Source organism: Niabella yanshanensis, from assembly GCF_034424215.1.
Lineage (GTDB): Bacteria > Bacteroidota > Bacteroidia > Chitinophagales > Chitinophagaceae > Niabella > Niabella yanshanensis.
Window position 1 is genome coordinate 1,190,367 of record NZ_CP139960.1, and the last position, 25,289, is coordinate 1,215,655.

At 42.2% G+C, this 25,289-nt stretch carries 25 protein-coding genes and 1 other RNA gene; 9 read left to right on the forward strand and 17 right to left on the reverse strand.

Translation table 11 applies throughout. The features are described from left to right. Nucleotides 1-8 precede the first annotated feature (8 nt). Nucleotides 9-203 (forward strand): cold-shock protein, encoded by a 195-nt coding sequence (locus tag U0035_RS04495; RefSeq protein ID WP_114788852.1) that lies wholly within the window; start codon nt 9-11, stop codon nt 201-203. A 351-nt stretch (nt 204-554) separates the two neighbouring features. Here the strand turns inward: U0035_RS04495 and U0035_RS04500 are convergent, their stop codons facing one another. Both U0035_RS04500 and U0035_RS04505 read right to left on the reverse strand, forming a co-directional pair. Beyond that, nucleotides 555-1,013: a MaoC family dehydratase gene (locus U0035_RS04500; RefSeq protein ID WP_114788853.1), complete on the reverse strand. Its 459-nt coding sequence runs from the start codon at nt 1,011-1,013 to the stop codon at nt 555-557. Between the two features lie 943 nt (nt 1,014-1,956). Next, entirely contained in the window at nt 1,957-2,958 is a 1,002-nt protein-coding gene (locus tag U0035_RS04505; RefSeq protein WP_114788854.1) for an SDR family oxidoreductase, read from the reverse strand. 208 nt (nt 2,959-3,166) lie between these two features. Here U0035_RS04505 and U0035_RS04510 point away from each other — a divergent pair, with 208 nt between their 5' ends. Together U0035_RS04510 and U0035_RS04515 are read left to right on the forward strand one after the other, a co-directional pair. Next, nucleotides 3,167-3,823, forward strand: a complete 657-nt coding sequence (locus U0035_RS04510) for a DUF3826 domain-containing protein (RefSeq protein WP_162817717.1) — start codon at nt 3,167-3,169, stop codon at nt 3,821-3,823. A 26-nt stretch (nt 3,824-3,849) separates the two neighbouring features. Beyond that, the gene (locus U0035_RS04515; protein WP_114788856.1) at nt 3,850-4,200 is read left to right on the forward strand and encodes a HopJ type III effector protein; all 351 of its coding nucleotides are present in this window, start codon (nt 3,850-3,852) and stop codon (nt 4,198-4,200) included. Nucleotides 4,201-4,273: 73 nt separating this feature from the next. On the opposite strand, the gene U0035_RS04520 is transcribed toward U0035_RS04515, so the two are convergent. From U0035_RS04520 to U0035_RS04545, 6 genes are all read right to left on the reverse strand, one after another. After that, the gene (locus U0035_RS04520; protein ID WP_114788857.1) at nt 4,274-4,846 is read right to left on the reverse strand and encodes a DUF4136 domain-containing protein; all 573 of its coding nucleotides are present in this window, start codon (nt 4,844-4,846) and stop codon (nt 4,274-4,276) included. A gap of 112 nt (nt 4,847-4,958) precedes the next feature. Then, on the reverse strand, nt 4,959-6,113 hold the full coding sequence (locus U0035_RS04525) for an esterase-like activity of phytase family protein (protein WP_162817718.1): 1,155 nt from the start codon (nt 6,111-6,113) through the stop codon (nt 4,959-4,961). Nucleotides 6,114-6,170: 57 nt separating this feature from the next. Continuing rightward, an RNA gene (gene rnpB, locus U0035_RS04530) (RNase P RNA component class A) lies at nt 6,171-6,563 on the reverse strand. A 49-nt stretch (nt 6,564-6,612) separates the two neighbouring features. After that, nucleotides 6,613-7,638 (reverse strand): Smr/MutS family protein, encoded by a 1,026-nt coding sequence (locus U0035_RS04535; protein WP_114788859.1) that lies wholly within the window; start codon nt 7,636-7,638, stop codon nt 6,613-6,615. 838 nt (nt 7,639-8,476) lie between these two features. Continuing rightward, nucleotides 8,477-10,177, reverse strand: coding sequence for an amino acid permease (locus tag U0035_RS04540; protein ID WP_245957540.1), 1,701 nt, complete (start codon nt 10,175-10,177; stop codon nt 8,477-8,479). A gap of 63 nt (nt 10,178-10,240) precedes the next feature. Continuing rightward, the gene (locus U0035_RS04545) at nt 10,241-11,206 is read right to left on the reverse strand and encodes a polyprenyl synthetase family protein (protein ID WP_114788861.1); all 966 of its coding nucleotides are present in this window, start codon (nt 11,204-11,206) and stop codon (nt 10,241-10,243) included. A 155-nt stretch (nt 11,207-11,361) separates the two neighbouring features. On the opposite strand from U0035_RS04545, the gene U0035_RS04550 reads away from it, so the two are divergent. From U0035_RS04550 to U0035_RS04570, 5 genes are all read left to right on the forward strand, one after another. Beyond that, nucleotides 11,362-12,879: a cellulase family glycosylhydrolase gene (locus U0035_RS04550; RefSeq protein WP_114788862.1), complete on the forward strand. Its 1,518-nt coding sequence runs from the start codon at nt 11,362-11,364 to the stop codon at nt 12,877-12,879. Nucleotides 12,880-13,039: 160 nt separating this feature from the next. Continuing rightward, the gene (locus U0035_RS04555; RefSeq protein WP_114788863.1) at nt 13,040-13,549 is read left to right on the forward strand and encodes a GbsR/MarR family transcriptional regulator; all 510 of its coding nucleotides are present in this window, start codon (nt 13,040-13,042) and stop codon (nt 13,547-13,549) included. A gap of 2 nt (nt 13,550-13,551) precedes the next feature. Next, entirely contained in the window at nt 13,552-13,917 is a 366-nt protein-coding gene (locus U0035_RS04560) for a hypothetical protein (protein WP_114788864.1), read from the forward strand. Nucleotide 13,918: 1 nt separating this feature from the next. Continuing rightward, nucleotides 13,919-14,302, forward strand: a complete 384-nt coding sequence (locus U0035_RS04565) for a hypothetical protein (protein WP_114788865.1) — start codon at nt 13,919-13,921, stop codon at nt 14,300-14,302. A 467-nt stretch (nt 14,303-14,769) separates the two neighbouring features. Beyond that, entirely contained in the window at nt 14,770-15,666 is an 897-nt protein-coding gene (locus U0035_RS04570) for a TIGR01777 family oxidoreductase (RefSeq protein WP_114788867.1), read from the forward strand. Nucleotides 15,667-15,669: 3 nt separating this feature from the next. Here U0035_RS04570 and U0035_RS04575 read toward each other — a convergent pair whose 3' ends face one another. The 9 genes from U0035_RS04575 to U0035_RS04615 all read right to left on the reverse strand — a co-directional run bounded on the left by U0035_RS04575 (nt 15,670) and on the right by U0035_RS04615 (nt 23,544). Then, a complete protein-coding gene (locus tag U0035_RS04575; protein WP_245957541.1) occupies nt 15,670-16,902 on the reverse strand; it encodes an RNA polymerase sigma factor in 1,233 nt (410 codons plus the stop codon). A 1-nt stretch (nt 16,903) separates the two neighbouring features. Continuing rightward, on the reverse strand, nt 16,904-17,245 hold the full coding sequence (locus U0035_RS04580; RefSeq protein ID WP_114788868.1) for a YciI family protein: 342 nt from the start codon (nt 17,243-17,245) through the stop codon (nt 16,904-16,906). A gap of 265 nt (nt 17,246-17,510) precedes the next feature. Next, entirely contained in the window at nt 17,511-17,990 is a 480-nt protein-coding gene (locus U0035_RS04585) for a carboxymuconolactone decarboxylase family protein (protein WP_114788869.1), read from the reverse strand. Between the two features lie 82 nt (nt 17,991-18,072). Next, on the reverse strand, nt 18,073-20,052 hold the full coding sequence (gene rnr / locus U0035_RS04590; protein WP_114788870.1) for a ribonuclease R: 1,980 nt from the start codon (nt 20,050-20,052) through the stop codon (nt 18,073-18,075). A 41-nt stretch (nt 20,053-20,093) separates the two neighbouring features. Beyond that, nucleotides 20,094-21,167 (reverse strand): tetraacyldisaccharide 4'-kinase, encoded by a 1,074-nt coding sequence (gene lpxK / locus U0035_RS04595; protein ID WP_114788871.1) that lies wholly within the window; start codon nt 21,165-21,167, stop codon nt 20,094-20,096. Next, nucleotides 21,157-21,726 (reverse strand): 5-formyltetrahydrofolate cyclo-ligase, encoded by a 570-nt coding sequence (locus tag U0035_RS04600; RefSeq protein WP_114788872.1) that lies wholly within the window; start codon nt 21,724-21,726, stop codon nt 21,157-21,159. The genes lpxK and U0035_RS04600 overlap by 11 nt, the downstream gene beginning before the upstream one ends. 196 nt (nt 21,727-21,922) lie before the next feature. After that, nucleotides 21,923-22,099, reverse strand: coding sequence for a hypothetical protein (locus U0035_RS04605; protein ID WP_162817719.1), 177 nt, complete (start codon nt 22,097-22,099; stop codon nt 21,923-21,925). A 102-nt stretch (nt 22,100-22,201) separates the two neighbouring features. Then, entirely contained in the window at nt 22,202-22,747 is a 546-nt protein-coding gene (locus tag U0035_RS04610; RefSeq protein WP_114788873.1) for an RsmD family RNA methyltransferase, read from the reverse strand. Further along, a complete protein-coding gene (locus U0035_RS04615; protein WP_114788874.1) occupies nt 22,723-23,544 on the reverse strand; it encodes a DUF3822 family protein in 822 nt (273 codons plus the stop codon). Before U0035_RS04615 ends, U0035_RS04610 begins: the two co-directional genes overlap by 25 nt. 111 nt (nt 23,545-23,655) lie before the next feature. On the opposite strand from U0035_RS04615, the gene U0035_RS04620 reads away from it, so the two are divergent. Beyond that, nucleotides 23,656-25,011 carry an MATE family efflux transporter gene (locus tag U0035_RS04620; protein WP_114788875.1) on the forward strand — a complete coding sequence of 452 codons (1,356 nt, stop codon included), beginning with the start codon at nt 23,656-23,658 and terminating at the stop codon, nt 25,009-25,011. The last annotated feature ends 278 nt before the right edge of the window (nt 25,012-25,289 follow it).

Genomic DNA, 25,289 nt, shown 5'->3' on the forward strand with positions numbered 1-25,289 from the left:
AGACAATTATGAAACAAGGAACAGTAAAATTTTTCAATGACGAAAAAGGATTTGGCTTTATAACACCACTTGAAGGCGGTAAAGACATTTTTGTACATAAAAGCGGGCTTATACATCAAATTGATGCCAGCGACCAGGTAACTTACACTACACGCGACACATCAAGAGGGCTGGAAGCCATTGAAGTAAAGCAAGCAAGATAAAATAGCTGCCAAAAAAGACCAGCTATATTATTTGCAGGATTACTCACAGGTATTATAGTGCCTGGGACCCGGTAAATGATTATTTGCTAACAAGGGCTGTCTTCTATGTTTAAAGCAAGCCTTGAGTGTTAAAATTTCAAACTGCATCAGTTTTTAGCTGGTGCATTCTTTTTCAGACCCCTATAAAACAATCTGCTCTTCGCAGACATTGTTATTACATGCGGCAATTACATGTATTTTTTTAACAGGTTGTCAAATGCCAACAAAGAGTGGTCTTGTTTTCAAACCACAGACAGCCTCCTGCACTTTTTATGTTCACAGCATTGTCAGCGTATTATGCCCGGCATTTCACTATTGAAAGTGGTATAAAAATACCACATCGCCCACATAGGCAGGTTTTGCCTGATCTTTGATATTAAGGATGGCTTCTATAACAACTTTGGTGGTTCCCCTCAGGTCAATTATCGATTTAAGCTTAGCCTTTAACTGAACTTCGCTGTCTACCAAAACGGGCTGGCCAAATTTAAGATTCTCTATACCGTAATTAATTTCCATTTTAAGATTGCGGACATCAGCAATCTGTTTCCACAAATATGGAATTAACGACAATGTTAAGTAACCATGTGCAATGGTAACTTTAAATGGCCCTTCCTTTTCAGCCCTTTCCTTGTCCACATGAATCCATTGGTGATCCAGTGTGGCGTCTGCAAACCTGTCGATTTGAGTTTGATCTATCTTATGCCAGTTAGAGGAGCCCATCTCTTTACCAAGATATGATTTATATTCTTCGAAGTTGTTAATTACCAGCATGAGTATATTTTATTTTGATGAACAGCACTAATTACCTGCCTTTACGGGATACTTAATCAATCGGCCGGCATTTGCATTACCAGTTAAATTTGTAGTGCCATTGAGTTATCGTTATTACCGATTTGGAATCTCTAAAATAAGGATTCCTGATCAAACCAGGCCGATTGACTTGGGTGTATTTCAAATTTTCGCTAAAGTCATGCCGTCCGAAGTGCCCGCCTGACCGGACGGGCAGGGACGGGGAGGCGTCTCGGTAATAGTAGAGATATCTCGGGCGGATGCATGAATCATTACTATATCGCAGCGATGCTGCTTTTATTATGGTGATCATTGCCGCATAGCAGCATCGTATGAATAGCTGCCATAATAATTTGTTAGTTATCTGAGCTGCGTAGCAGTGATATATTCTGTTTCAAACAAAGAGGAATTGATGCGATCGCCCTGAAGATTTCCCGACAGGCTCAAAAGGATCTATAAAAGGAACTATAGCATAGGCCAAATTTGAATTGCCCCTTTGGCTTTAGCGGTCTTTTTTTGCCCGTTGGTGGTTGTATGTCTACAACAGGTGTGCCTATTGCAGCCCGCGGCTTTTCTACAATATTATAGAGGCATAGAGTACCCTGGCAATAGCTACGGCTATGGGCAATTGGTTCGGCATGCTACTTTTAAGCCGTGCTGAAAGACTATAGGATTGAATTGGTAATGAAATAAAGCGATGTTGCCTGGCTACTATTTCAGATGTTTACCAATCAACAACTTTATCGGTATGGCAAGCCATGATTCTTATAGAAGCACGCGCTGTTGCTGCAGCTCAAATGCCAAAGTTGCCTATACCCAAATCTCCTCCAGGCTGCCAGGTTCGATAGTCTTTGTACACACTACCGGAAGCAAACTTTTCAGCTGGCCTTTTTATTCACTGGCATTTACTGTGCATTATTTCCCTTTAAGGATGCCCGCCCCCTCCCGCTGCTCCATAAATTTGCCCGTTAGCATAGCTGGCATCGCTTGCAGCTAACTGAACGTAAATAGAAGCCAGCTCTGCGGGCTGCCCGGGGCGACCTAACGGTGTACCTTCTCCAAATGTTTTTAATTTTTCCGGTTTAGACCCTCCGCCCAATTGTAACGGTGTCCATATAGGTCCGGGCGCAACACCGTTTACGCGTATACCTTTTGGACCTAACTGCTTAGCTAACGACCGGACGAAATTAGTGGTGGCCGCCTTGGTGATCGCATAATCAAAGAGCTCAGGAGAAGGATCTTCTGCCTGCACCGATGTGGTGGCAATGATACAGGCGCCCGGCTTCAGATGCGGCAATGCAGCTTTTATAACCCAGAAAGGCGCATAAATATTGGTTTTCATGGTCCAGTCGAACTGATCAGTGGTTATATCCTCAATAGATTCATGTGATTGCTGACGAGCTGCATTGCTTACCAGAATATCTAAACCGCCCAGCTCCTGTACCGCTTTTGCCACCAACTGTGTACAAAAATCCTCACTGCGCAAATCACCCGGAATGGCCACCGCACGCCGTCCTTCTTTACGAATCAATTCCATCACCTCCTTTGCATCGCTTTCTTCTGCCGGCAGGTAATTAATGGCTACGTCGGCGCCCTCCCTGGCGTAAGCAATAGCCGCAGCACGCCCCATGCCCGAGTCTCCACCCGTTACCAACGCCTTTCTACCTGCCAAGCGTCCCGACCCTTTATAAGTTTTTTCTCCATGGTCGGGCCTGGGTTCCATCTTATTAGCCAGCGCAGGCCAATCCTGATGCTGCTCCTTAAATGGGGGTTTGGGATACTTAGACCTGGGATCTTCCAGGCTTAGCATAAAATGCTGCGAAGGCGCTTCCTCTTCAGCCCAGGCAGTACTCATAGCCATTGCGGCTACGCCTGTGCCGACGCCCAGAATAGCTTTTCTCCGGGATATCCAATTTTTATTGATCATTGGTTTAAAGTTTTACTTATTATTCTGAGACAAACTTTATACCATGCCATCCTGCACAACAGCCCCTGCCCAGGCCCTGTATTTTTTTACTATCTGCTATAAAATTCTCTTCTCCTCGCAACACGGCTGAGTTTTCAAATAAATTCGTGATCATCTATTTTAAAAACGATATGTTTCCTTGGAAAAGAAGATGCCATTAATTACAAAAATGAAACAATATACCAGCCTGCTTTTGTTGGCCCTGGGCATGAGCCAGCCCTCTATAAGTCAAAAGCATACAACAGTTAATACGGAGATAGTCTCAACAAATGACAGCGAAACCCGCGCCAATGAACTCACGCACCAGCTGAACCTGGCGGATGCATCAAAGCGACAGCAAGTGCAAACCTTATTAACTGATCACCTGAAAGCATTACAAGTTATTTTTGACGACCGTAGAAAGAAAATGCAGGACGCCGGGCAAACCGCCAATAAGGAGTTGGCCGATAGTCGCGCCAGAACCGCCTGGGATGCAGCCAATGGACAATTAAATAAATTGTATGCGGCTTTTTTAGGTAAATTGTCTATTTTGCTTACCCCTGAGCAAACTGAAAAGCTAAAAGACCTGATGACCGAAGGTGGACTACAACGGGAGTACAACCATTATCTTGCTTTGTTACCCAACCTGTCGGAGCAACAAAAAAGCCAGGTGATCGCTTATTTAAAAGAAGCAAGGGAAAACGCGATGAATGCAGCTACCGCCCAAAACCGTGCGAAATGGTTTATTAAATTCCGAGGCAGGGCCAATAACTACCTTGCAGCAGCAGGTTATGATTTACGTAAAGCTACAGAAGAGCTTGAAGCACGGAAAAATAAAAATCAATAATTATTTAAAGTAAAAACTTGATACATATGGCCATATCAAAACAGGAAATAGACCTGCTCTTATCACAACTCAACAACAAGGAAATTAAATTTTCTGATATACTTCAATTTATTGAAGCGCATTACACCCATACACCGGCAGCTTTTAAAAATGGTGAGCAACTGAATGCAGCTTCAGAAAATCAGGGCAGTGCAAAGGTGCTGCGCTTCGCACAGCTGAATAAATTATCAGAAACCGATACATTAAAGTTGTTTGCTGAACATTACGATGATGTTGTTGCAACGCCCAACGCTGTCAATCATCAAAACATCAGGCAGTTTATGCAATGGGGTTGGGAGGGTGTACGTTTTGATAGCGAGGCGCTTGCCGAAAAATAACTCCATACTATAGCAAAGCCCCCGAAAACGGGGGCCCTTGCTTATAACTACCAAACCAAACTACGCTAATTTTTTATCCTTTCTCTTCCCGCCATTTTTTAAAGATGGCATTTACGATCCGGTCCACCTCGCGGGATGTTATCCTCCTGTCATTTAATTCGTCAGTTGCCCAACCCTGTAATATGGTTTCATCGCTCTGGGCATCCACCATTGTGATGGTTATCGTACCTTCTCTTGTAGGCACATTATAATTATCATAGCCTACAAACCTTTGCGGATAATAAACCCTGTAAAACCTCCTGGCGTAGGGATTATAAAAAGTTCTGAAACCTCCCCAGGAATACATCGGTTCCGAAGCTACTCTCGTTCCTTTCTCAACCAGTACATCATAACTCAATATCACATCCGGGCTACGCTTCACTTCTTTCCATCCCTGCGTCCTGATCAATTCTGCACTTACCGCGTCTTTTATACGTTGTTCGGCTATTCCGGCTTTCAATCCCCGCTCATTCCTTTGCGCCCAGGCGAAAGTTTGATAATCACCAAAGTCAACGTTCCTGGCTTTTTCTATATGTGCTGTAGGACCACAACCAGAAACAATAAGAGCTAATATTGCAACTATACCCAACAGCGCTACTCTTTTCATCTTCTAAAGTATTGTTACACCTATTAGACGCAAAAACAGCACAAATGATTACAGTTGCAATGCAAAAAAATTGTGAAAGAAAAATAGAAATTAATCGGATTTTAGGGAAAGTTTAAGGTATTATTTCAAACAAAAAAACCTGTTGCTTTTCTTTAATATTGAAATTGTTATCAGCCACTAATATCAGTGAACGATGGCCGTTAGGTAGTACAGGACCCAATGTTATACCCTCTACATTATCAATGTATCTTTCAAGAGAATTAAAATTGAAAAGCAGCTTTTTAACAGCAGGTTTATAATTTGTATTCCTATACAAACTCGTTGTAGTGCTCACATCTGTTGCTTTAGAAAAATCAGCCAGGTATATTTTAATAACACAATTCTCCACACCAGTAGAAAACGAGCGCTCCAATACTAAAAACCGGTTTTCCCCGATATTTAATATTTCGGGTATGCCGTTAATGCTAAAAGCTGTGGCGGGAATGGGTTCTGCTGCTATCGCATCCAATAAGTAGCCATATTGCCTAATTGCCTTTTTAGTTGTAACATCAAACTTTGTAAAGCGAACCGGTGCATTAGCATAGGAAGCCGTTGCCAGAGGTCCATCTTCGTGAATAGCGCCTTCCATACTGGCCCACAGGTACCGGTAATCAAGGGAAAAGCTCAATCCCTCCAAAACATCATTTTCTCTCGCTCCGCTATCGCCTTTATACATATGCAGGTTAGCCGGGACCAGGAAGCTGTCTTTAAACCGGCCTTTCAGGTCCATTTCATAGATCCATGGATTTTGATATACCATGCGGTTACTACGAATGGCCTTATCACCTTCACTGCTCCAAACCAGTGTTTTTGTTTTTTTATTGTACCGGATAGACTCCGGATCTGCCGCATGTTCGGGCAAAATCTTCAAAGCAGGGAATGTATCATTCTGTGCATTCTTTAAGGTTTCAACTGACAGGAATCTTACCGAATCAATTTTATAATTGTTGATATCAATTGCTGCTGTGTAAAACCTTGCAGCGCTTGTTGCCGAACGCTCATCGCTGATAATAAAATACCTGTTTTCAGCAACATCATAATCAATACCCGACAAACCTCCTACCCAGGTATTCTGCAGGTGCAGATCATAAGGAATCACATATTCATCTAAAAAATTCAGTGATGATATACGGGGAACTCCTTCGTCGCTTTTAGCAGTTTGTTTGGCGATATTGCAACTGCTGCAAAAAGTAGCTATAAATATTCCAATAAAAAGAAGATGTCGCACGAAATATGTTTTGAACAAAACTAAGGGAATCAACAGGTAACGAAGACTAAACATATATAAAGTTACAAGCCTGTAAGCCGGATTCTGTACTTTATCATACTTCGACAGGCTCAGTATGACAAGGTGGTTATCATTTATCTGTTCCGCAAGTTACCCTGCGGAATCAATCTGCCTACCCTCCCCGATAGTTTTGCAACATTTTGCCGGGCCGGCAAAAGATCGGGGTTTACATGGCATTTCAGCACACAAGGTTTACCCAAAATACTTATTACTAAATATTCCCGTGAGCTTTTACCTCACATTTTCACCTTTTCCCGTAAAATACAGGTAGTTATTTTCTGTGGCACTTTCTATCCCCGCTTAACGCGAAGCCCGGCTATTCACCGGTGTGCTGCCCTATGCTGTCCGGACTTTCCTCCCTTATAAAAAGGCGATAACCCGGCTTGTAACGCTGCAAAGATAACTGCCCATGGTCGATATACAATGGACCATGGACTATCTAATATTTAAAAAATATTTCGGTTGCGCCATACCCGTAACGGGAATCGTATTGATTAACAAAATAGCTTACCTCTTTCTTTAACCTTAACGCATCATGTATCTCATCTCTTAACCTTCCTGTCCCTACTCCATGAATGACCACCAAGGTAGGCTGCATATGCGCCACCGCAAGGTCATAAAACTTTTCAAAGGTTTTTAATTGCAAGGTCAGCATTTCAAAATTGTTCATTCGCTCATGGTTATCCGCCAGTTTTTCTATATGCAGATCGACCACGCTTCGAGCCGGCTCGAGGTGCTTACGCGCTTCTTTGGCACTATAAATTTTGAAGCCTTTACTGGCCAGCTTATCCAGCGGCAGCTTTATTTCTTCCGGAGCTTTATCCGGGTATCTATTCAGCACCTGGTATGAAAAAGAAGCTTCATTTTTTTTCTTCAGCTCTTCTATTCGATTAAATAATTGCTTCGGCTTCAATTTAATAACACTCTCAAAATGGTCTGCTTTACCCTTCTCAGCCACCGGTAATGAAAAATCGAATTCAAATGCCGGGCTGTCACTCATATCAGAAAAATCGACATCGTGGATGTAAAAATTCTCAAATGGCTGAATACTGTTTTTGAGCTCAAAGTCAGCTTCTCCAAAAAAGGTCAGCTTGTAGTCGAATTTATAAACCGCCTTGCTGTTATTTACCAGGTATACTTTCAGCTTTTCTACGTATTCATCACCAAATTCATCCGTATCCATTACCGGCAAAAAATTGAGCCAAACGCCGTTTTCTATCCGTTCTTCTTTTTCCGGTTTCTCCTTCCGGATATCATCTACATATTTTTTAGGCGCGGGTTGGGGATTGCCTTTTTTTTGCTGTGTAAAGCGTTTGTAATAAGGAAAATCAACCTGATCGAGGTGTACGGGGAATTTAACACCGCGCACTTCTATCATCGCCATATTTTTATTGATAAATTCTACGATCTCTCCCTCTTCATCGGAATGAAGCACTAATACTTTATCTCCTACCTGATATTTCATCAGTAAATTTTTTATTATTTTAATGGTCTGAACTACTCAAAGATATTTTTATCTGAAAAAAGATCGGTCTGATCCGTTTCATCCTGCAAAATTACAACATAAACAGGATTTACAGAATGTCAGTCCCTACGGCAAGGCGCATTGCAGTTGTATGAAAGCATTGACAATATGCCGCCGCTACGCGGCACGGCGATAATAGCCTGTCTGGCTCTGAATAAAGGCCTAGAATAACCCGTTTCATCCTGACAAATTATAACAACAATATAAACGATTCACAGGATGTCGAACAAATGACAAGCATTCAATTGCCCGCAGCACACAATAATATGTCGCCGCTATGCGGCTAACCGGTGACCGAAACAATGGGCTATTGATATGATGCCGCTACGCGGCACATCAATGACAGCCCGCCTGGTTCTGGATAAATGCTACAAAAACTCATTTCGTCCTACGGAATTATAATAATAAAAAGGATCTACAGAATGGTAGGGGTATTTAATATGCGTTCGGCGGATAATAATATGTCGCCGCTATGCGGCTTAATCAATGATCAAAACAAAATTCTATTGATATGATGCCGCTACGCGGCCCATCAATGACAACAGACCGGTTCTGAATAAGACCTACGAGCTCCTTTCGTAAGGAACAATAGATACGATATACAGAATTGCAAACAGGATAACAAAGGGCGTCTAAATATGTAGTCAGCTAATAATAACATGTTGCCGCTATGCGGCACACCTGATATAGATTGCCTGATTGTAATACAAAATTCCTGATACTATAAATTGCTAATAAGCAGCACCGAGATTGCTACCTGTTGAGGAATAGATACAATTTATTTTCTTCCCGCCAACTTGCTATGCCGGTACCCGTATAAAAAGTAGATCACCAATCCTAAAGCCATCCAAATAAAAAACCAGAACCAGCTGATGGCCGGAATTTCTATTAGCAGGTACATGCAGGTTAACACACCCATAACCGGTATTAATGAATACTGTTTTTGCATTGTTTTGATAGTGATGATCAGGGCTATTAAAAGAAATATCAAAAATAAGATCTCCTGATAGGCTTCGGTACCAATGTTTTCAACTGCGCTGATTAGCCGGTCTCTGAACAGGTATACAAACAAAACATACAAAGCGGGAATAATGACCCTCCCATTGATATAGGGTATCTTAAACTTCCCGGGCTGTTTGGGCATGGGCGGCAACAAAAGCACACCACCGCATACCAATATAAACGCAAACAAAGTTCCAATACTGGTAAGGTCTGTTACCAGGCCGCTTTGCAGGAACAACGCTCCTGCGCCTACAATTACCCCGGTAATAATGGTTGAAAAAGAGGGCGTCTGATATTTAGGATGGATCTTCTGAAAGACTTTCGGCAGCAAGCCATCGCGGCTCATGCTCATCCAGATGCGGGGCTGGCCGATCTGGAACACCAATAATACCGAGGTGGTTGCCACAACGGCACTTACCGATATAATCTTTTCAATCCAGGGCGCACGCTTTTCAAATACAAAAGCTAAAGGATCATCCACCCCGTCAAAGCTGCTGTAGCTTTCGATACCGGTTAATATTAATGCTATAGCAATATAAAGAACCGTACAAATTAAAAGCGAATAGATCATGCTGCGGGGTAAATCCCGCTGAGGATTTTTACATTCTTCTGCTGTAGTAGATATAGCATCAAAACCAATATAGGCGTAAAATACAGCCGAAACACCTTTCAAAACACCTTCAAAACCGTTGGGCATAAAGGGAGTCCAGTTATTGGTATCTACAAAAAAAGCGCCCGCTACAATTACAAAAATGATCACCGCTATTTTGAAGATCACCATATAATTCGCAGACTGTTTACTCTCTTTAATGCCTATATAGGCCAGCCAGGTAACGAGGCAAACTATGACAAAAGCAGGCAGGTTAAAAAACACCGGCGCGCCACCAAACCGTGGCGCCTCGTTATAAGCCTTAATAGCAAATTGATAGCTGGCGATTTCTTTGGGTGAGAGGTTGGCCGCATTTTGCTGTAATTCGGCAGTTGCCTTATTAAAAGCCTGTATAGCAGTTTGTGGATCGACCAGCATCCAGTCCGGCAGATGAATATTAAACACATGCTCCAGTAAATTATTAAAATAGCCGCTCCAGGAAATAGCCACTACGATATTACCAATGGCATACTCAAGGATCAGCGCCCAGCCAATGATCCAGGCTACTACTTCGCCAAAACTCACATAAGAATAGGTATAAGCACTACCTGAAACCGGCACCCTACTGGCAAATTCGGCATAGCAAAGCGCCGAGAAACCACAGGTAATAGCCGTAATAATAAAAAGTATCGAAACACCCGGTCCCCCATTAAAAGCAGCACCACCAATGGTGGAAAAAATACCCGCGCCCACTACTGCGGCAATCCCTAAAAAAGTAAGATCCTTTACACCCAGTATTTTTTTCAACCCGGCATTATGTCCATCACCGTACCCTTCTGCCGCGTCTTTTAATATATTTTCAATTTTCTTTTTTCGCAGTATAGACATTGTTATGCTTTAAAGTTTTTGGTTTAGGTTGAAATTAAAAAACTATACCTCAAAATCAAACTTTTAATAATCACGCTTCACCAGCAACAATGCCAGGTCCTTTAGCGGCAGTTTTCGTTTAGCCAACACCGCTATTTCTTCAATATAACCTAAAGCCTCGTTGAGGAAGAGGTCTTTTTGGGCGATAGCCCATTCATCTATTTTACATTCGCGGTATAGCTGCAATACCCGGGTTACTTTATTGGTGGCATTTCCATTTAACAGTTCCTGCAGTTCCTGTTTCTGAACCGCATTAGCCACTTCAAGGGCCTGTATCAGCAGGAAGGTTTTTTTATTGGAAAGAATATCGCCACCAGGTTGCTTACCAAATTTTTCCGGGTCACCAAAAGCATCGAGGTAATCATCCTGCATCTGGAAAGCCAGTCCTATTTTTTTGCCAGCCTCATATAATAAAGCCAGGTTTCCCAGGCTACCACCTCCCAATATACCGCCCATTTGCAGGCTGGCAGCCAGCAAAACAGACGTTTTAAGAGTGATCATATGCAGATATTCTTCGTAAGAAACATGATCACGCAGCTCAAAATCCATGTCATATTGTTGTCCCTCGCATACTTCCGCAGCCGTTTTATTGAAGAGCGTAAGAATGCGTGGAATAAACTCAGGATTGAGTTTGGTTATATAATCATAGGCTTTTACCAGCATTACATCGCCTGCGAGGATTGCCGTAGGCTCATTATATTTACTATGAACGGTTGGCTGACCGCGTCTCAATGGCGCCTTATCCATTATATCGTCATGAATCAAAGTAAAATTATGAAACAGCTCGATAGCTGTGGCAACATGCCAGGCATCCGGATGTATTTCTCCTAACATTTCGTTTGCCATCAGGCATAGAACCGGCCTGAAACGTTTTCCCCCGAGAGAAAGGAAATAATTATTGGGCTCGTACAAACTGGCAGGCTGTTCCGGGAAATGGGAACGGTCGAAATGCGCCGAAAACTTCTTTGATAAATCCTCAAATGATTGCATGCGCCAAAAATAGAGAAAATAAGGGCGAATAAGTGCTGTTTTTACAACGGATTATTAAGTATTGCAGATGAGTGGCATTGAAAAACCGATCAAATAATGACAGAAAATTTCGGCGAAAAGGATTTAAATTACAAACAAACAATGCCCTCACCGAAATGAAAAAGATATTTGCTGTTTTTTACTTGCTGCCGGTAATTTTAAATAGTTATGCCTGTAATAAAAATACACTGGCCCAGGTACCTGAAAACCCAAAACCACCGGAGCGGCAGTTTGCATCTGCAGCCGTCATCAACCAGCGGTTAGGGCGGGGAATTAACCTCGGCAATACCTGGGAATCCAGCTGGGATAAAAAAGAAAGTACACCGGCCGATTTCGAAAAAATTGCTTCTAAAGGATTTACCAGTGTTAGGCTGCCTATACGTTGGGAAATGCCGGATCGCGCTCAATTCACTCCCCCTTACACCATTAATAATGCCTTTCTGAACAAAATTAAATCGGCCGTAGATGAAGCGCTGAAAAATAAGCTACATGTTATTATTAATATGCACCACCACGATAGCCTGTACGCTCGTCCAGACCAATTAAAACCGATGTTTTTGTCCCAGTGGAAACAAATAGCTTCTTCTTTTAAAGATTACCCTGATAGCCTTTTGTTTGAAGTGCTGAATGAGCCGCATGGCAATCTTAATGCGGGCAGGTGGAACACTTTTTTTGCAGAAGCACTGCAAATCATACGTGAAACCAACCCGCAAAGAACCGTTTTATTAGGACTTGCCGAGTGGGGCGGTGTAAGTGCCCTGGACAAATTATTAGTTCCGCAGGATCAACATTTAATACTTACGATCCATTATTATAGTCCCTTTCACTTTACCCACCAGGGTGCCAGCTGGACAGCAGGATCTGATGCATGGCTGGGTACCCGCTGGAAAGACACCGAACTGGACCGGCAGGAAGTAAAAGATGATTTCAAAGCGGCCATTGAGTTCTCCAAAATAAAAAACATTCCCGTCAATATTGGCGAATTTGGTGCTTACAGTACTGCAGACATGGACTCGCGCATCAAATGGACCCGTTTCATGGCCCGTTATTTTGAGCAACAACAATTCAGCTGGAACTATTGGGAATTTAATTCGGGATTTGGCATTTATGACCCCTCAAAAAACACTTACAATACGGGATTGGTAAACGCGCTTACGTCGGATACAATGGCTGCTCCTACACCTGTTACTTTTATCAATCTTTACACCAGTAACTTTTTGAACCCACAGGCTGATGGCTGGAAACTTTATGACAATGATGCATCGGCAGCTTCTACCCTCGGCATCAGCAATGGTAAAGCAGTTGTTACTATTTCTTCGCCGGGAACACAAACCTGGTATATACAGCTGATGCGGCATAATACTTCCATAGAAGCTGGAAAAACTTATCGCCTCGCCTTCAATGCTGCTTCTGATAACGATAGAAATATCTCCCTTGCATTTCAGCAGAGCAGCGCTCCATGGCTGGTTTATGGAATTAAACAATTCAGCATTAGCAAAAGCGAAGAAAATTACCAGTATGTTTTTACGCCGGCGCGCACCGATGCCAAGGCCAATCTCGTTTTTTCCCTAGGCAACAATGGGCTCGCTCCTGTTACACTTTCTAATATCAAGCTCGAAGAAATTCAATTTTAACCCCACTCCTTTATCTTAATTCACGATTGCTAACGGATTCCACGACGACACTGCTCCAGTGCTGATCATAATAAGCATCGGAGCAATAAACTTATTTTATTTTCAATAAATATTGAAAGTTTAATAAATTTAAATATCTTTACATCACAAAACAACCAACATGAATGCAGTAGAACAATCCAAGCAAAAATTTATTGACACCTGGGGCGCCTTGGGCAGTGACTGGGGAATTAACAAATCGGTGGCACAGGTGCAGGCTCTGCTACTGGTATCTGATAAGGCTTTATCAACAGACGATATCATGGAAGCCCTGAAAATATCAAGGGGAAATGCCAATATGAGTTTGCGTCAACTGATGGACTATGGCATTATTTATAAAAAAGTAGTGGCGGGTGAAAGGAAAGAGTTTTTTGTTGCCGAGAAGGACGTTTGGAAATGGGCTATCCGTATCGCTATGATGCGCAAACAGAAAGAGATCAACCCGGTGCTTGTTATCTTAAAGGATTTGAAAAACGATACTAAAGGCGATAAAACAGCGGAGGGTAAGGCATTTAATAAAATGGTAGGCGAAATTCAATCCTTTACCGACCAGATCAGCACTATGGCCGACAAAGTATTTGAATCGAACCGGGGAGAACTGTTGCTAAAATTGCTGAAAGTAATTATGTAGCCATGAACTACAATATTCTCTGCTATATCATTTACGCGATCATCACTATTTACATTATTATATGGGTAGGGAAATTGTTCCACCGTAATGGCAGGGTATTTATAATGAAGCTATTTAACGACAATACTTCGCTAGCCGACACCACCAACAATATTATCCTTGTTGCTTACTATCTTTTTAATATAGGGTACGCTGTTATTCAATTCAGTTTCTGGGAACAGGTTGCCAATGCTGGGCAGCTAGTTGCTTCCATCGCTACTAAAACCGGTATCCTTATATTGATACTTGCCGCAACGCACTACTGTAACCTTTTTATCATCTATACACTTTCCAAAAAATCTACATTCATCACACCTAAAACATCATAAAATGGAAAATTTAATTGTAACCGCTTACATCGTGTACCTGCCTATCGTAATACTACTTACCTATTATGTGGCGCATCAACTTTTCAAAAACAGCATTGTGTATATGAAAGATATCTTCAATGGTCGCGAAGAGATCGCTAAAGCTACCAACACTTTGTTTAAGATCGGCTTTTACCTGATGAACCTGGGATTTGCTTTGTATATTTTAAAGATCACTGCTGAAAAGATCAGTACCCAGGGAGCTATTGAAATATTGAGTATGAAAGTGGGGGGATTCAGTATTTATCTTGGTTTTATGCTGTTCCTGAACATGTACTTATTTTTTAGAGGTAAACGAGTGGCAAGAGAAAAAAGATTGGTAGCGCAGGTTCCCTATAAAGCTTAGAAACCTTATAATCACTTCCGATATGGTCTTACAATTTCTAAAAAGATTGGGCTCTTTTATAGCTATTATGATTTTGATCCATGTTGCCGGAGCCATCCTTTTTGCTTTGAGTGATTATTTTTTGTGCTGGTATTTCAATAGCAGCTGTGACAGAGAGGACTTTATTCAGCGATTTTTCTTTTACCTGGCTATTTATTTGATGCTTAGCTTCTACACAGGTTTCTTTTTAATAATACTCCTTGTTTTTATTTTAAAAGAAAAGTTCAGCATGTCTAATCCCAAGTTGATAGCAATAGGATGCTTTTGCGCAAGCTTTTTTGCAATAAAGACACAGGGGCGTATATGGTCATTGTACATACATTCGCCTGAAAAGCAATATCGATATATTATCGTTGTTGTTATTGTAATGTGTATTTTACCTTACATCATAAACCGCTTTAAAAAATTCATCTAAAGATTTTTCAATCATGAAGCCTAAAATAGTTCTGGCCGGTGGTACTGGTTTTATAGGCAGCTTCTTTCAAAAAAAATTTGCTGATGCCGGCTACGAGGTAGTAATCATTTCAAGAGAGGCCAATCATGTAAGCTGGAAGGACGATGCATCGCTTTTGAATGCCCTTGAAGGCGCCGCAGTGTTGGTTAACCTGGCAGGTAAAAGCGTAAACTGCAGGTATACTGCAAAAAACAAAAAGGCGATACTTGATTCAAGGGTGGATACTACCCGAAAGTTGCAGCAGATTGCCGATCAGTGCAAACGTCCTCCCCAATTGTGGATCAACTCCAGTACCGCAACTATTTACCGGCATGCAGAAGACCGGGCCATGGATGAAGCAACCGGTGAGGTAGGCTCAGGATTTTCGGTCGCGGTTGCCCAGGCCTGGGAAAAGGCATTTTTTGAAAACGAATATCCTGGTACCCGGAAAATAGCCTTACGTATTGCTATTGTGCTGGGAAAAACCGGCGGTGTTATGAAACCATTTACCAAACTGGTACGATTCGGTCTAGGGGGGAAACAAGGCAACGGGAAACAAATGTTTAGCTGGATACATATTGAAGACCTGTACCAGATCGTTTTATTCTTAATGAATAATAAAACATTGAAAGGCATCTATAATTGCTCGGCGCCCTCTCCTGTCACTAACCAAATGTTTATGGGTGCCATCAGGAAAATACTCAGGCCGTTGCTATACCTGCCCTCCCCCATTATATTATTAAAAGCGGGAGCTATTCTGATAGGAACAGAGACGGAGCTCCTACTCAAAAGCAGGTGGGTGCTGCCGGGTAAGCTGCTTGATGCGGGTTACCGGTTCAGGTATCCCAATATCAATGCCGCATTGAATGAGATCTATCAAAAACAATCCTGATTGCTACAGTGATTGCAGGTTCCTGATATGCGCCTGAATTACCTGCTTCTCAGCACCGGCATTGGTTAAAGTGAGGGCTTTATTAAAATGTTGTAATGCCATTGTGTTATCAATACCCTCATAGAGCTTACCCTGCAACGTAAAATAGAGATGATTCTGCGCTACAGTAAGCTCTCCGGCTTCAATGATCGCCTGTTCTTTGCCGTGTACTTTAGAAAAAACATATACCCGGTTCAAGGCAGCCATGGGAGAATAGTCGATCATCAATAGCTGATCATATAACTGTAGTATAGTTTGCCATTTTTGAGGAGCCTCTTCTTTTATCGTGTGCCAGCTGGCGATAGCCGCTTCCAGATGATATTTGCTGATCTCATCTCCTGTAAAAGCTATTTTAAGATAAAACCGTCCTCTTTCAATCAACGCCTGATCCCAAAGAGCGGTATCCTGGTCCTTATACAATATCAATTCACCCTGCTCATTTAAGCGGGCTTCAAATCTTGAAGCATGAAAACACATCAACGACAGTAACGCATTGGCTGATGGCGTATTGGCTACTTCATTAACTACCAGTAAGTGGCAAAGACGCATGGCCTCCCAACACAATTCTTTTCTTAAGACATTATTCTGCGAGAAGGAATAATACCCTTCATTAAATAATAAATAAAGCGTGGACAACACGGCGTCCATCCTGCTTCCAATCTCAGTGATCGTGGGATAAGCAACCGGTGCATTTTCCTGCCTAAGCTTTTCCTTTGCTCTTTGGATGCGTTTATAGACCACTTCTTTATTCGTGAGAAAAGCATCTGCAATTTCCTGTACACCGAAACCACAAAGCAGGTTTAACGATAGAGCAACCTGCGCTTCTATATTTACAGCCGGGTGGCAGATAGCAAACATCATGGCCAATTGGCTATCGTTGATATTCTTTTCGGACAGGTCGGGTTCAAGCTCTATGGAAAGGCCCTGATTTGATTGCAGCTCCCGGCTTACCTTTTGATCAAAGATCGCACCCCGCTTCAGATAGTTTTTCGTTTTATTTTTGGCCACTGTATACAACCAGGCAACGGGGTTTTCCGGCACTCCTTTCAAGCCCCATAATTCGGTAGCAGATAAAAAGGTATCGCTGACGATATCTTCGGCTGTTTCAATATGCTGTAAGCCAAAAAGAGAACAGAGTACAGCCACCATTTTCCTGTACTCCGTTCTGAATAAATGAGGTATCAGCTCCTGCTGCACTTTATAGTGTTTTAATGGCTCTTACTTCTACATTACCACCATAGCCGTATACCGGACAGCCTTTTGCCAGCTCTGCCGCATCCTCAATCGTTTCTGTTGTTACCACGATATACCCGCCAATCGCTTCCTTCAATTCCATAAAAGGCCCGTCGGTAACGATCCCATTTGCCCGCACTACCTTGCCGGTTCTTTCTAAGCGGTTGCCACGGCTATTAAGCTTGCCCTGTGCGGCAATTCCGCTGATCCAGTCGATCCATTTTTGTGTATCGGCCTGCATTTCTTCGGGGGAAAGCTTGGGTATTTCATTTTCATCTCTTCTGAATATAAATAAAAAATCAGTCATTGTTAAAAAGTTTAGATTTTAATAAAGATAGCGCCTTAGCTGATATACATTTATTAACCGCAGAGAACCAGAGATGACGCAGAGTGGTTCGGATTAAATACTCCGGATTTTACATCATTAGAATTGAACTCGCCCTCTGCGTATCCTTTGCGTTCTCTTTTCTTTGCTGTAAAGGAATCGCCGGCGCTGAAGTTGATGCAAGATGCGCTGCGTTACGAGGCCTCGTTCAAGTATTCTCCACAGTTCAACTATCAGCTTAAAAAAGTTACGCGGCTTCTTGTTTCTGCGAAAATTGCCCTACTTGATAAGTACCCACAGCCGCACCAAATGCAATATTAAAACGGTTATAGGTATTGATAGTAGTTACTGCCAGTGCCAGATCCACCAACTCTTCTTCTGAGAACTGTTGAGCGGCCTCTTTATAAACATCTTCAGGAAAAACCGGGCTATCCAAAACGGTTAAAGCTTCGGCCCAGGCCAGGGCTGCTCTTTCTTTATCAGAGTAAAACGGCGCTTCTCTCCAGGCATCCAATACCAGTAAACGTTGTATTGATTCTCCTGCAGCCAGCAGGTCTTTGGAATGCATATCTAAGCAATAGGCACAACCGTTGATCTGCGATACCCTGTAATAAAGCAAATGCAGTATATTTTTATCGATAGTAGTTTTGGCTAGGTGTCCTGCAATACCAAATAATGAACGCATCGCCGCGTTTCCTTTCTGAAAAAAGTTTAATCTCTGTTCCATGTTTCTGAATTTTAATTGTTATAAAATGGTATAACAATCAGCCTCCAGCGATCTGGACAGAAAAATAAACTTTTTTTAAAAACTATTTTTCGTTCACCCATTCGTAGTCCAACTGCCGCTTTTCCAGGTTGGCAGCTATAACTTTAATCCGCACTTTATCACCCATCGTAAATTTCTTACCAGTTCGATGCCCTACCAGCGCATAGTCGCTTTCAGAATGGCGGAAGCTGTCATGCTCAGCCAGGCTGGTTATTGAAACCAGGCCTTCGCACATATGGTCAACGGTTTCGGCCCAAAAGCCAAACTTGGAGACTCCGCTAACAATGGCATCAAACTCTTCTCCCACATAATTACCCATGAACTGTACCTGCTTGTACTTATTGCCAGATCGCTCGCTATCCATCGCCGCACGTTCCCGTTCACTACAATGCTTGCATTTTTCTTCCATCCGCTTGTCGATCTTCACACTATCTTCCAGCACATCCTGTAAAATGCGGTGCACCATTACATCAGGGTAACGACGTATAGGCGAAGTAAAATGGCAATAATGCTCAAAGCCCAGGCCGTAGTGGCCTACATTACTCTCCGTATATTTAGCCTTTGCCATGGTACGGATACCTAATTGTTGCAATACAGCTTCCTCAGGGCGACCTTTTATGTCTTTGAGCAATTTATTAAAGGATGCAGCAATAGCTTCTGCACTGGATATATCGAACTTATAGCCAAACTTATTGGCAAATGCAATAAATGGCAGCAATTTTTCCTCATCCGGTGTATCGTGAATCCGATAAGGAAAAGGTATCGCCTTATTATTGATCTTTATCTTAGAAACATGCTTCGCCACATAGCGATTTGCCAGTAACATGAGTTCTTCGATCAGCTGATGCGCTTCTTTACTTTCCTTTAAAACGATGCCGGTTGGATTACCTTTCTCGTCGAGCTTAAACCGCACCTCAGTAGAATTAAAATTGATAGCACCTTCGTCGAAGCGGTATTTACGCAGGGTTTGAGAGATATTGTTTACAGTAAGTATTACATCCGCATGATCCCCTTCCCCGCTTTCAATGATCTGCTGGGCTTCTTCATAAGTGTATCTCCTGTCGGAATGAATGACTGTTTTACCCAGCCAGTATTGCTTTACTTCTGCTTTATCGGTTATCTGGAATATAGCTGAAAAAGTCAGTTTGTCTTCATTTGGCCTCAAGGAACAAAGTACATTGGAAATATGTTCCGGCAGCATCGGATTTACCCGATCCGGCAGGTATACCGAAGTGGCCTTTTGGTAGGCTTCGTCATCCAGCGCATTGCCGGGCGTAACATAATGGCTTACATCTGCTATATGAACGCCTATTTCATGATTTCCATTTTTCAACTTCCGATAAGATATCGCATCGTCAAAATCTTTCGCATCTGCCGGGTCTATGGTGAAGGTCAGTACACCCCGAACATCCTTACGCTTACTGATATCTTCTTTGGTGATGACTTCCGGTATGCGTGCGGCGATCTCCTGTGCTTCGTCTGAGAAGTTCAGGGCAAACCCGTTGTCCAATAATATAGCTCTCATTGCCTCGTCGGCTGCATCGTCTCCGCTTAATACTGATACCACCGTTGCAGAAGGCTTTTTGCCTTCACCACCCCAGTCCAGTATACGCGCCACTACAGTTTCGCCGTTCTTCACGCCATTCAGGTTGTCCTCGGCTACATATAGATCAGGGATATTTTTATCCTTGTCCCCTAATATAAATGCAAAGCCTTTGTTCATTTGTACTTTGCCTATAAATTCACTTCTTTTTCTTTGTACCACTTCTGTAACCTTGCCCTTGGGCCGCCCTTCATAACCTCCCGACAATTTTACGCGAACCGTATCGCCGTCCATAGCGTCTTTAAGGCCATCGGGAGCAATCATAATATCTTCTTCCAATCCCTCCACAATTACAAAACCGCGCCCGGAGCGTGTTACGTCCAAACGCCCCTTCAGGGTGTTGGTATCCGGCTCGCGTTTCGTGCGTTTGGTTTGTTTTTGCTGTCCTGCCTTCTTCTTAGGTTTATTGCTTTTACTCATTATCTATGGTTTAATTGTAATGATCAAATCATTGATCTGCTTTAGATAACATCTTTCAATTTTGGTTCCAAAAAACCAATTACTTTCTGATCGAAGATGTTTCCTTCGTTAAACAGAAACTGATGCTGTACCGGCAGCGCCACCACTGGCAAATCCTGCAGCTCTTTAAAGGCAACAAGCCTTACCGCATCTTTTTCTGTAGTCAATATAATTTTATTTGTTTGTTTAAGAGCATTATATGCTGTTAAAATCTTTTCAATATCCTCCCCGGAGAAATGATGATGGTCTGCATAAACCATGTGATATAATTCCAATTGCTTTAATTGCAAATAGTCCAGAAGAGGTTGTGGATTCGCAATTCCAGTTACCAGTACTGCAGCATCAATACCCGGCCAATCAATTGTCTTACCCGAAAATACCTGGTACGGCGTTCCATAAGCAATGGCGGTAAAAAACACCTGCTGATGAGGAAATGGCCTGATTTCTTTAATGATTTGCTCTTTCCCGGTATTTTCAAGGGCTGGATCGCACTTGGTTACTACGATAATATTCGCTCTTTGATAATTGGATTTCAAGTCCCTTAAACTTCCTGCAGGAAGGTAGCCATCTTTTGTAAACAGGTTGTTGTATTCTGTAAGCAGTATATTAAAACCCGGTGTTACGGCGCGGTGTTGAAAAGCATCATCGAGTATAATAACACCCGTTTGGGGTTTTTGTTCAACCAATGCCTCTATAGCTTTGGCACGTTCTTCTCCTACGGCAATGGTTACGCCCGGAAATTTTTGGTGGAACTGCATAGGCTCGTCGCCAATATCTGCAGCCGTGGTCAACTCGTTTGCAACTACAAATCCTTTTGTTTTCCTGCGATATCCCCGGCTGATTACTGCAACAGCTGTTTTGTCCTGTAGCAATCTTAACAGGTATTCCACCATAGGAGATTTACCTGTTCCCCCTACAGAGAGATTACCGACGCAGATGGTGGCCACCCGGGGAGCGTAAGACCCTATAACTTTCCAATCATATAATTTATGAAAAACAAAGGCGCTGGCTTTGTATAGCCAGGAGAAGGGAACCAGGAAAATATTTCTTTGACGGATAAGTTTGCTAAAATTCATACATCCTTTCGGGTGTGATACAATAGTCTAAAGGTACATCAAATTCGTTGAGGTCCTGTATTTTATCTATTGGTTCATAATAGCTTAATCCAACTTTTAGCACTTCATCACTAATCTGTTCCAAAAATTTATCATAAAAACCCTTGCCATACCCTACCCTGTATCCCAACTTATCAAAGCATAACAAAGGTAAAATCACCAGATCAATGGCTTCGGGTGGAATAATGGATGCTCCCGCTGTTTCCGGTTCGGGTGTGCCATATTGGTTTTTAATAAATGGGGTGTCGGGCGTAGCCAGCACCGCCTGCATGGTGTATTTGTCGAATTCACAAACAGGGTAAGCAACCTGGATTGCCGGATTGCGAAAATGAAGATAATCCACAATAGGGTCAGTATTTACTTCCATTTCCATCGCTGCATAGGTGAACAGCATATCTATATCGGGCAGCGACAGGCTTTGAAATTGTATTAGAATTAGATCATCCCACTTCAACCGTTGCTGAGCGGTGGTGGTCTTTCTTTTAGCGGAAAATACTTTGCGTGCTTCGGATTTTAGCATGGAGGTTTAAAGTTTCAGGTTTAAGATTTAAAAAGGTGTCGTTCCTACGGAACTCAGCGCCTCTCCCGTATTGTATTACCGGTGTATCTTCCCTACTGGACTTGATATGGGTAAATAAGGTCATCCAAACAACTATACTTTTTGTAAGAACAGCATATTGCAGCCAAAAATTCTAAGTACCGAATATCTACAACTGTTAACAGGTTGAAAGAACCCTCTCAAATTCGTCTTTAAATGCCTTTTCTTTTTCAAAATAACGGTCTGGTGTTGTATCCAAAGGAACATCTTCCCTGTCCACCAATAAACTCATACCAATTTCATCCCTATACGGCTGTATCACGCAAAAACTATGCTCCATCCAAATATCAATCATAGCCGCACCGGAGGGAAAACGATTTACTTCATATCCTAAATTTAGTCCACCGGCCTTTTCGATATATATGAAATCAGAGACTCCAATAATGGCTTATAAAAGCTATCCGGCTTCGTTTGTAAAAACCGAGAAAATGGTGGTACCGTAATTCTTTTCAAAACTATATTTTTCAAAAGCTTTGTAATCATTACGCGGTGTATGCTCCAACACAAACATCCCATCGGGTGCGATCATATTTTGCGCGACAATGATTCGCGGCAGTTCATCGATCTCCGTTAAAGCGTAAGGAGGACCTGCAAAAATAAAATCGTACTGTTGGCTATGACCCTGTAAAAATCTAAATACATCCATTTTTACAAACTTCATATTTTCAATTTTCAAGGCAGCCGCGGTCTTCTTTATAAAGTCGAACATCTGGTTATCCTTCTCCACAATCGTCAAATCACCGGCTCCACGGCTGGCCAGTTCATAACTGATACTGCCGGTGCCTCCGAAAATATCTAATGTCCTGATCCCTTCAAAATCTATCCGGTTCTGCAAAGTATTGAATAAACCCTCTTTAGCCACATCAGTAGTAGGACGGGTATAAGGCATTTTGGTAGGTGGATGGATCCTGCGACCACCTAAGCTTCCTGAAATAATTCGCATAGGATCAATTCGTTGAGATCAGTGAAATAATGAGCCGGCAAACCGGTAATACTATCTGTCCAGTTTGCAGGCATTAATTTTATATGAAGGAAATAGTCATATAAGTCCCGGTACAATTTTGACTGGGTATCTATCAAACCCGAAAGCTGCAATACAACCTGCTCCTGGTTAAAAGCAAAGACTTCGCAGATTTTCAACAGGTAGAATGCCACATCTGCTGTTGCCTGATAAGAATAAGTTTTGCTTAACAGCAAGCTTTCGTTTTTAAAGGCTTGCACCGTAAAAGTTTTTTCAGCAATATTTACCCTAAGCGCTCCATGTTCGTAGGCTCCTTTAACCGATTTAATCTGCACGGTATGCGCATGTAAATAGGCTGAAGACGGGAAATGGTGTACCAGCCAGGTTAATATTCCCGGCGTTACTGTATACATATTCGCAATTTGCCTCTCTTCAACTACTTCGGTAATGACATGATCCTGTTGATCAGCATGTTCCAGGTACATCAGTGGCGCTGCGTCGCCGCTGTTTAATGTAGCGGGAAGAAGGGAGTTAAAACCAAAATCAAGTCCTGTGATAATTTTGTAAAAGCTTCCTTGCAAACGGGGATTCCTATTAACTATTTCCTGCAACTGTTTTTCATTTGCAGCACTGAACACATACCTTTTAAGCTCCAGGACTTTTTGATCGTCAGGATTATAGATACAAAAACTAAAATGCTGATGGCTCACCTGCATAGCCAGGCAACTATCTTCGGGGTATATCTCTTCTTCTGTCGAAAAACTAAACTGCTCCTGCAAAATGTGACTTATTTAATGTTAACCGGGCAAATATCCTATTTAAAATTGAATATTTAAGACGAATATTGATAGCAGATTAACGAAATTTGACGTCTTTTTACTTTAATATCTATGGCTCAACTCGAAAGCTTACGGGTAAATATCAGCAACAGGCAGATCATTAAAATTGCCACCCCGATTGCATTGGCCATGATGGTGCCGCAATTAAACTTTATTGCCAACACGGTATTTTTGAGTCATTTAGGCGAAACTGAACTGGGTACCGCTGGCATTACGGGGGTGTATTATTTAATATTTGCACTGGTAGGTAATGGATTGAATAGCGGCTTACAGGCATTAATTTCCAGACGGGCGGGTGAAAATAAGCCCCTTGAAATCGGAAGGCTGTTTTTACAGTCGATTTATATTGCTCTTGCATTTTCCTTCGTGATCGTCAGTCTTAATTACCTGATGGTCGATTTTTTTCTGTCGTCTGTGTTAAAAAGCGATGCCGTATTGGAAGAAGCCGTTTCATTTTTGAAAATCCGGGCATGGGGCCTTCCCTTCCTGTACGTTTTTCAGATGGGAAATGCGCTTTTGGTGGGCACTAATAACAGCAAGTATCTTAAATACGGTTTTATTGCTGAAGCCCTGGTGAATATATTTCTCGACTATACTTTAATATTTGGCAAACTGGGATTTCCGGCTATGGGATTTAACGGAGCGGCCTACGCTTCCGTTATGGCCGAAATAACCGGTGCCCTTATTGTGTTCCTCATCATTTTCAAAAAAGGCTTTGTTCAGCGTTTTTCACTGTTCCAGGATAAAAGGCCGGATACCCAGACGATCAAAATCATTTTCAATCAGTCTTTACCGCTGGTTATGCAGTTTGTATTAAGTGTGAGCGCCTGGTTATTGTTTTATGTATTTATAGAACATCATGGAGAACGGGAACTGGCCATCAGCAATACCATGCGAAATATTTTTGCGGTGTTTGGCATTTTTACCTGGTCTTATGCTAATACGACCAATATGATGGTGAGCAATATTATAGGGCAGCAACGCCAGGATGAAGTGATGGGCCTGGTTCGAAAAATAGCCAGACTGAGCTTTTTTACGATTGTCATATTATGTATCACGCTAAACCTGTTTCCGGCCACGCTTTTAAGCATTTATGGAACTGAACCAGGTTTTATTACAGATGCGATCCCGGTAGTGCGTACCATTTCCATATGCCTGATCATGATGTCTGTAGCCGTTGTATGGCTCAACAGCATCACCGGAACCGGTAATACCAAAGTGAATTTAAGAATAGAAATAGCCTCAATAGTTGCCTACACCGTTTATGTGTTTATCGTCGTAGAAAAACTCCGATTATCCCTGGTTTACGCCTGGGCAAGTGAATTCCTTTACTGGTTTATCACTTTCATTTTTGCGTGGTGGTATATGCGCAGCGGCAGGTGGAAGGGGAAAGAAGTATGGAGGTAGGATGGAGTTGACTGGTTTTAAAGTTGACAAGTTGAATAGTTGAAAGGTTAACTAGTGGAGGACGTGATGAAGACAAACAAGGTTGACAGGTGCGCCTTATTATAAATCAGTCAACTTTTCAATCCCTCATCTCCCCTACACCAACTATTATATTCAGTATCTTTTTATAAATGCTGTACCGATGACTGACATTTCCAGTGTGGATCTAAACAAAACCTATTCCTATGCCGATTATCTTACCTGGAAGTTCCAGGAAAGGATCGCCTGATTAACCAATC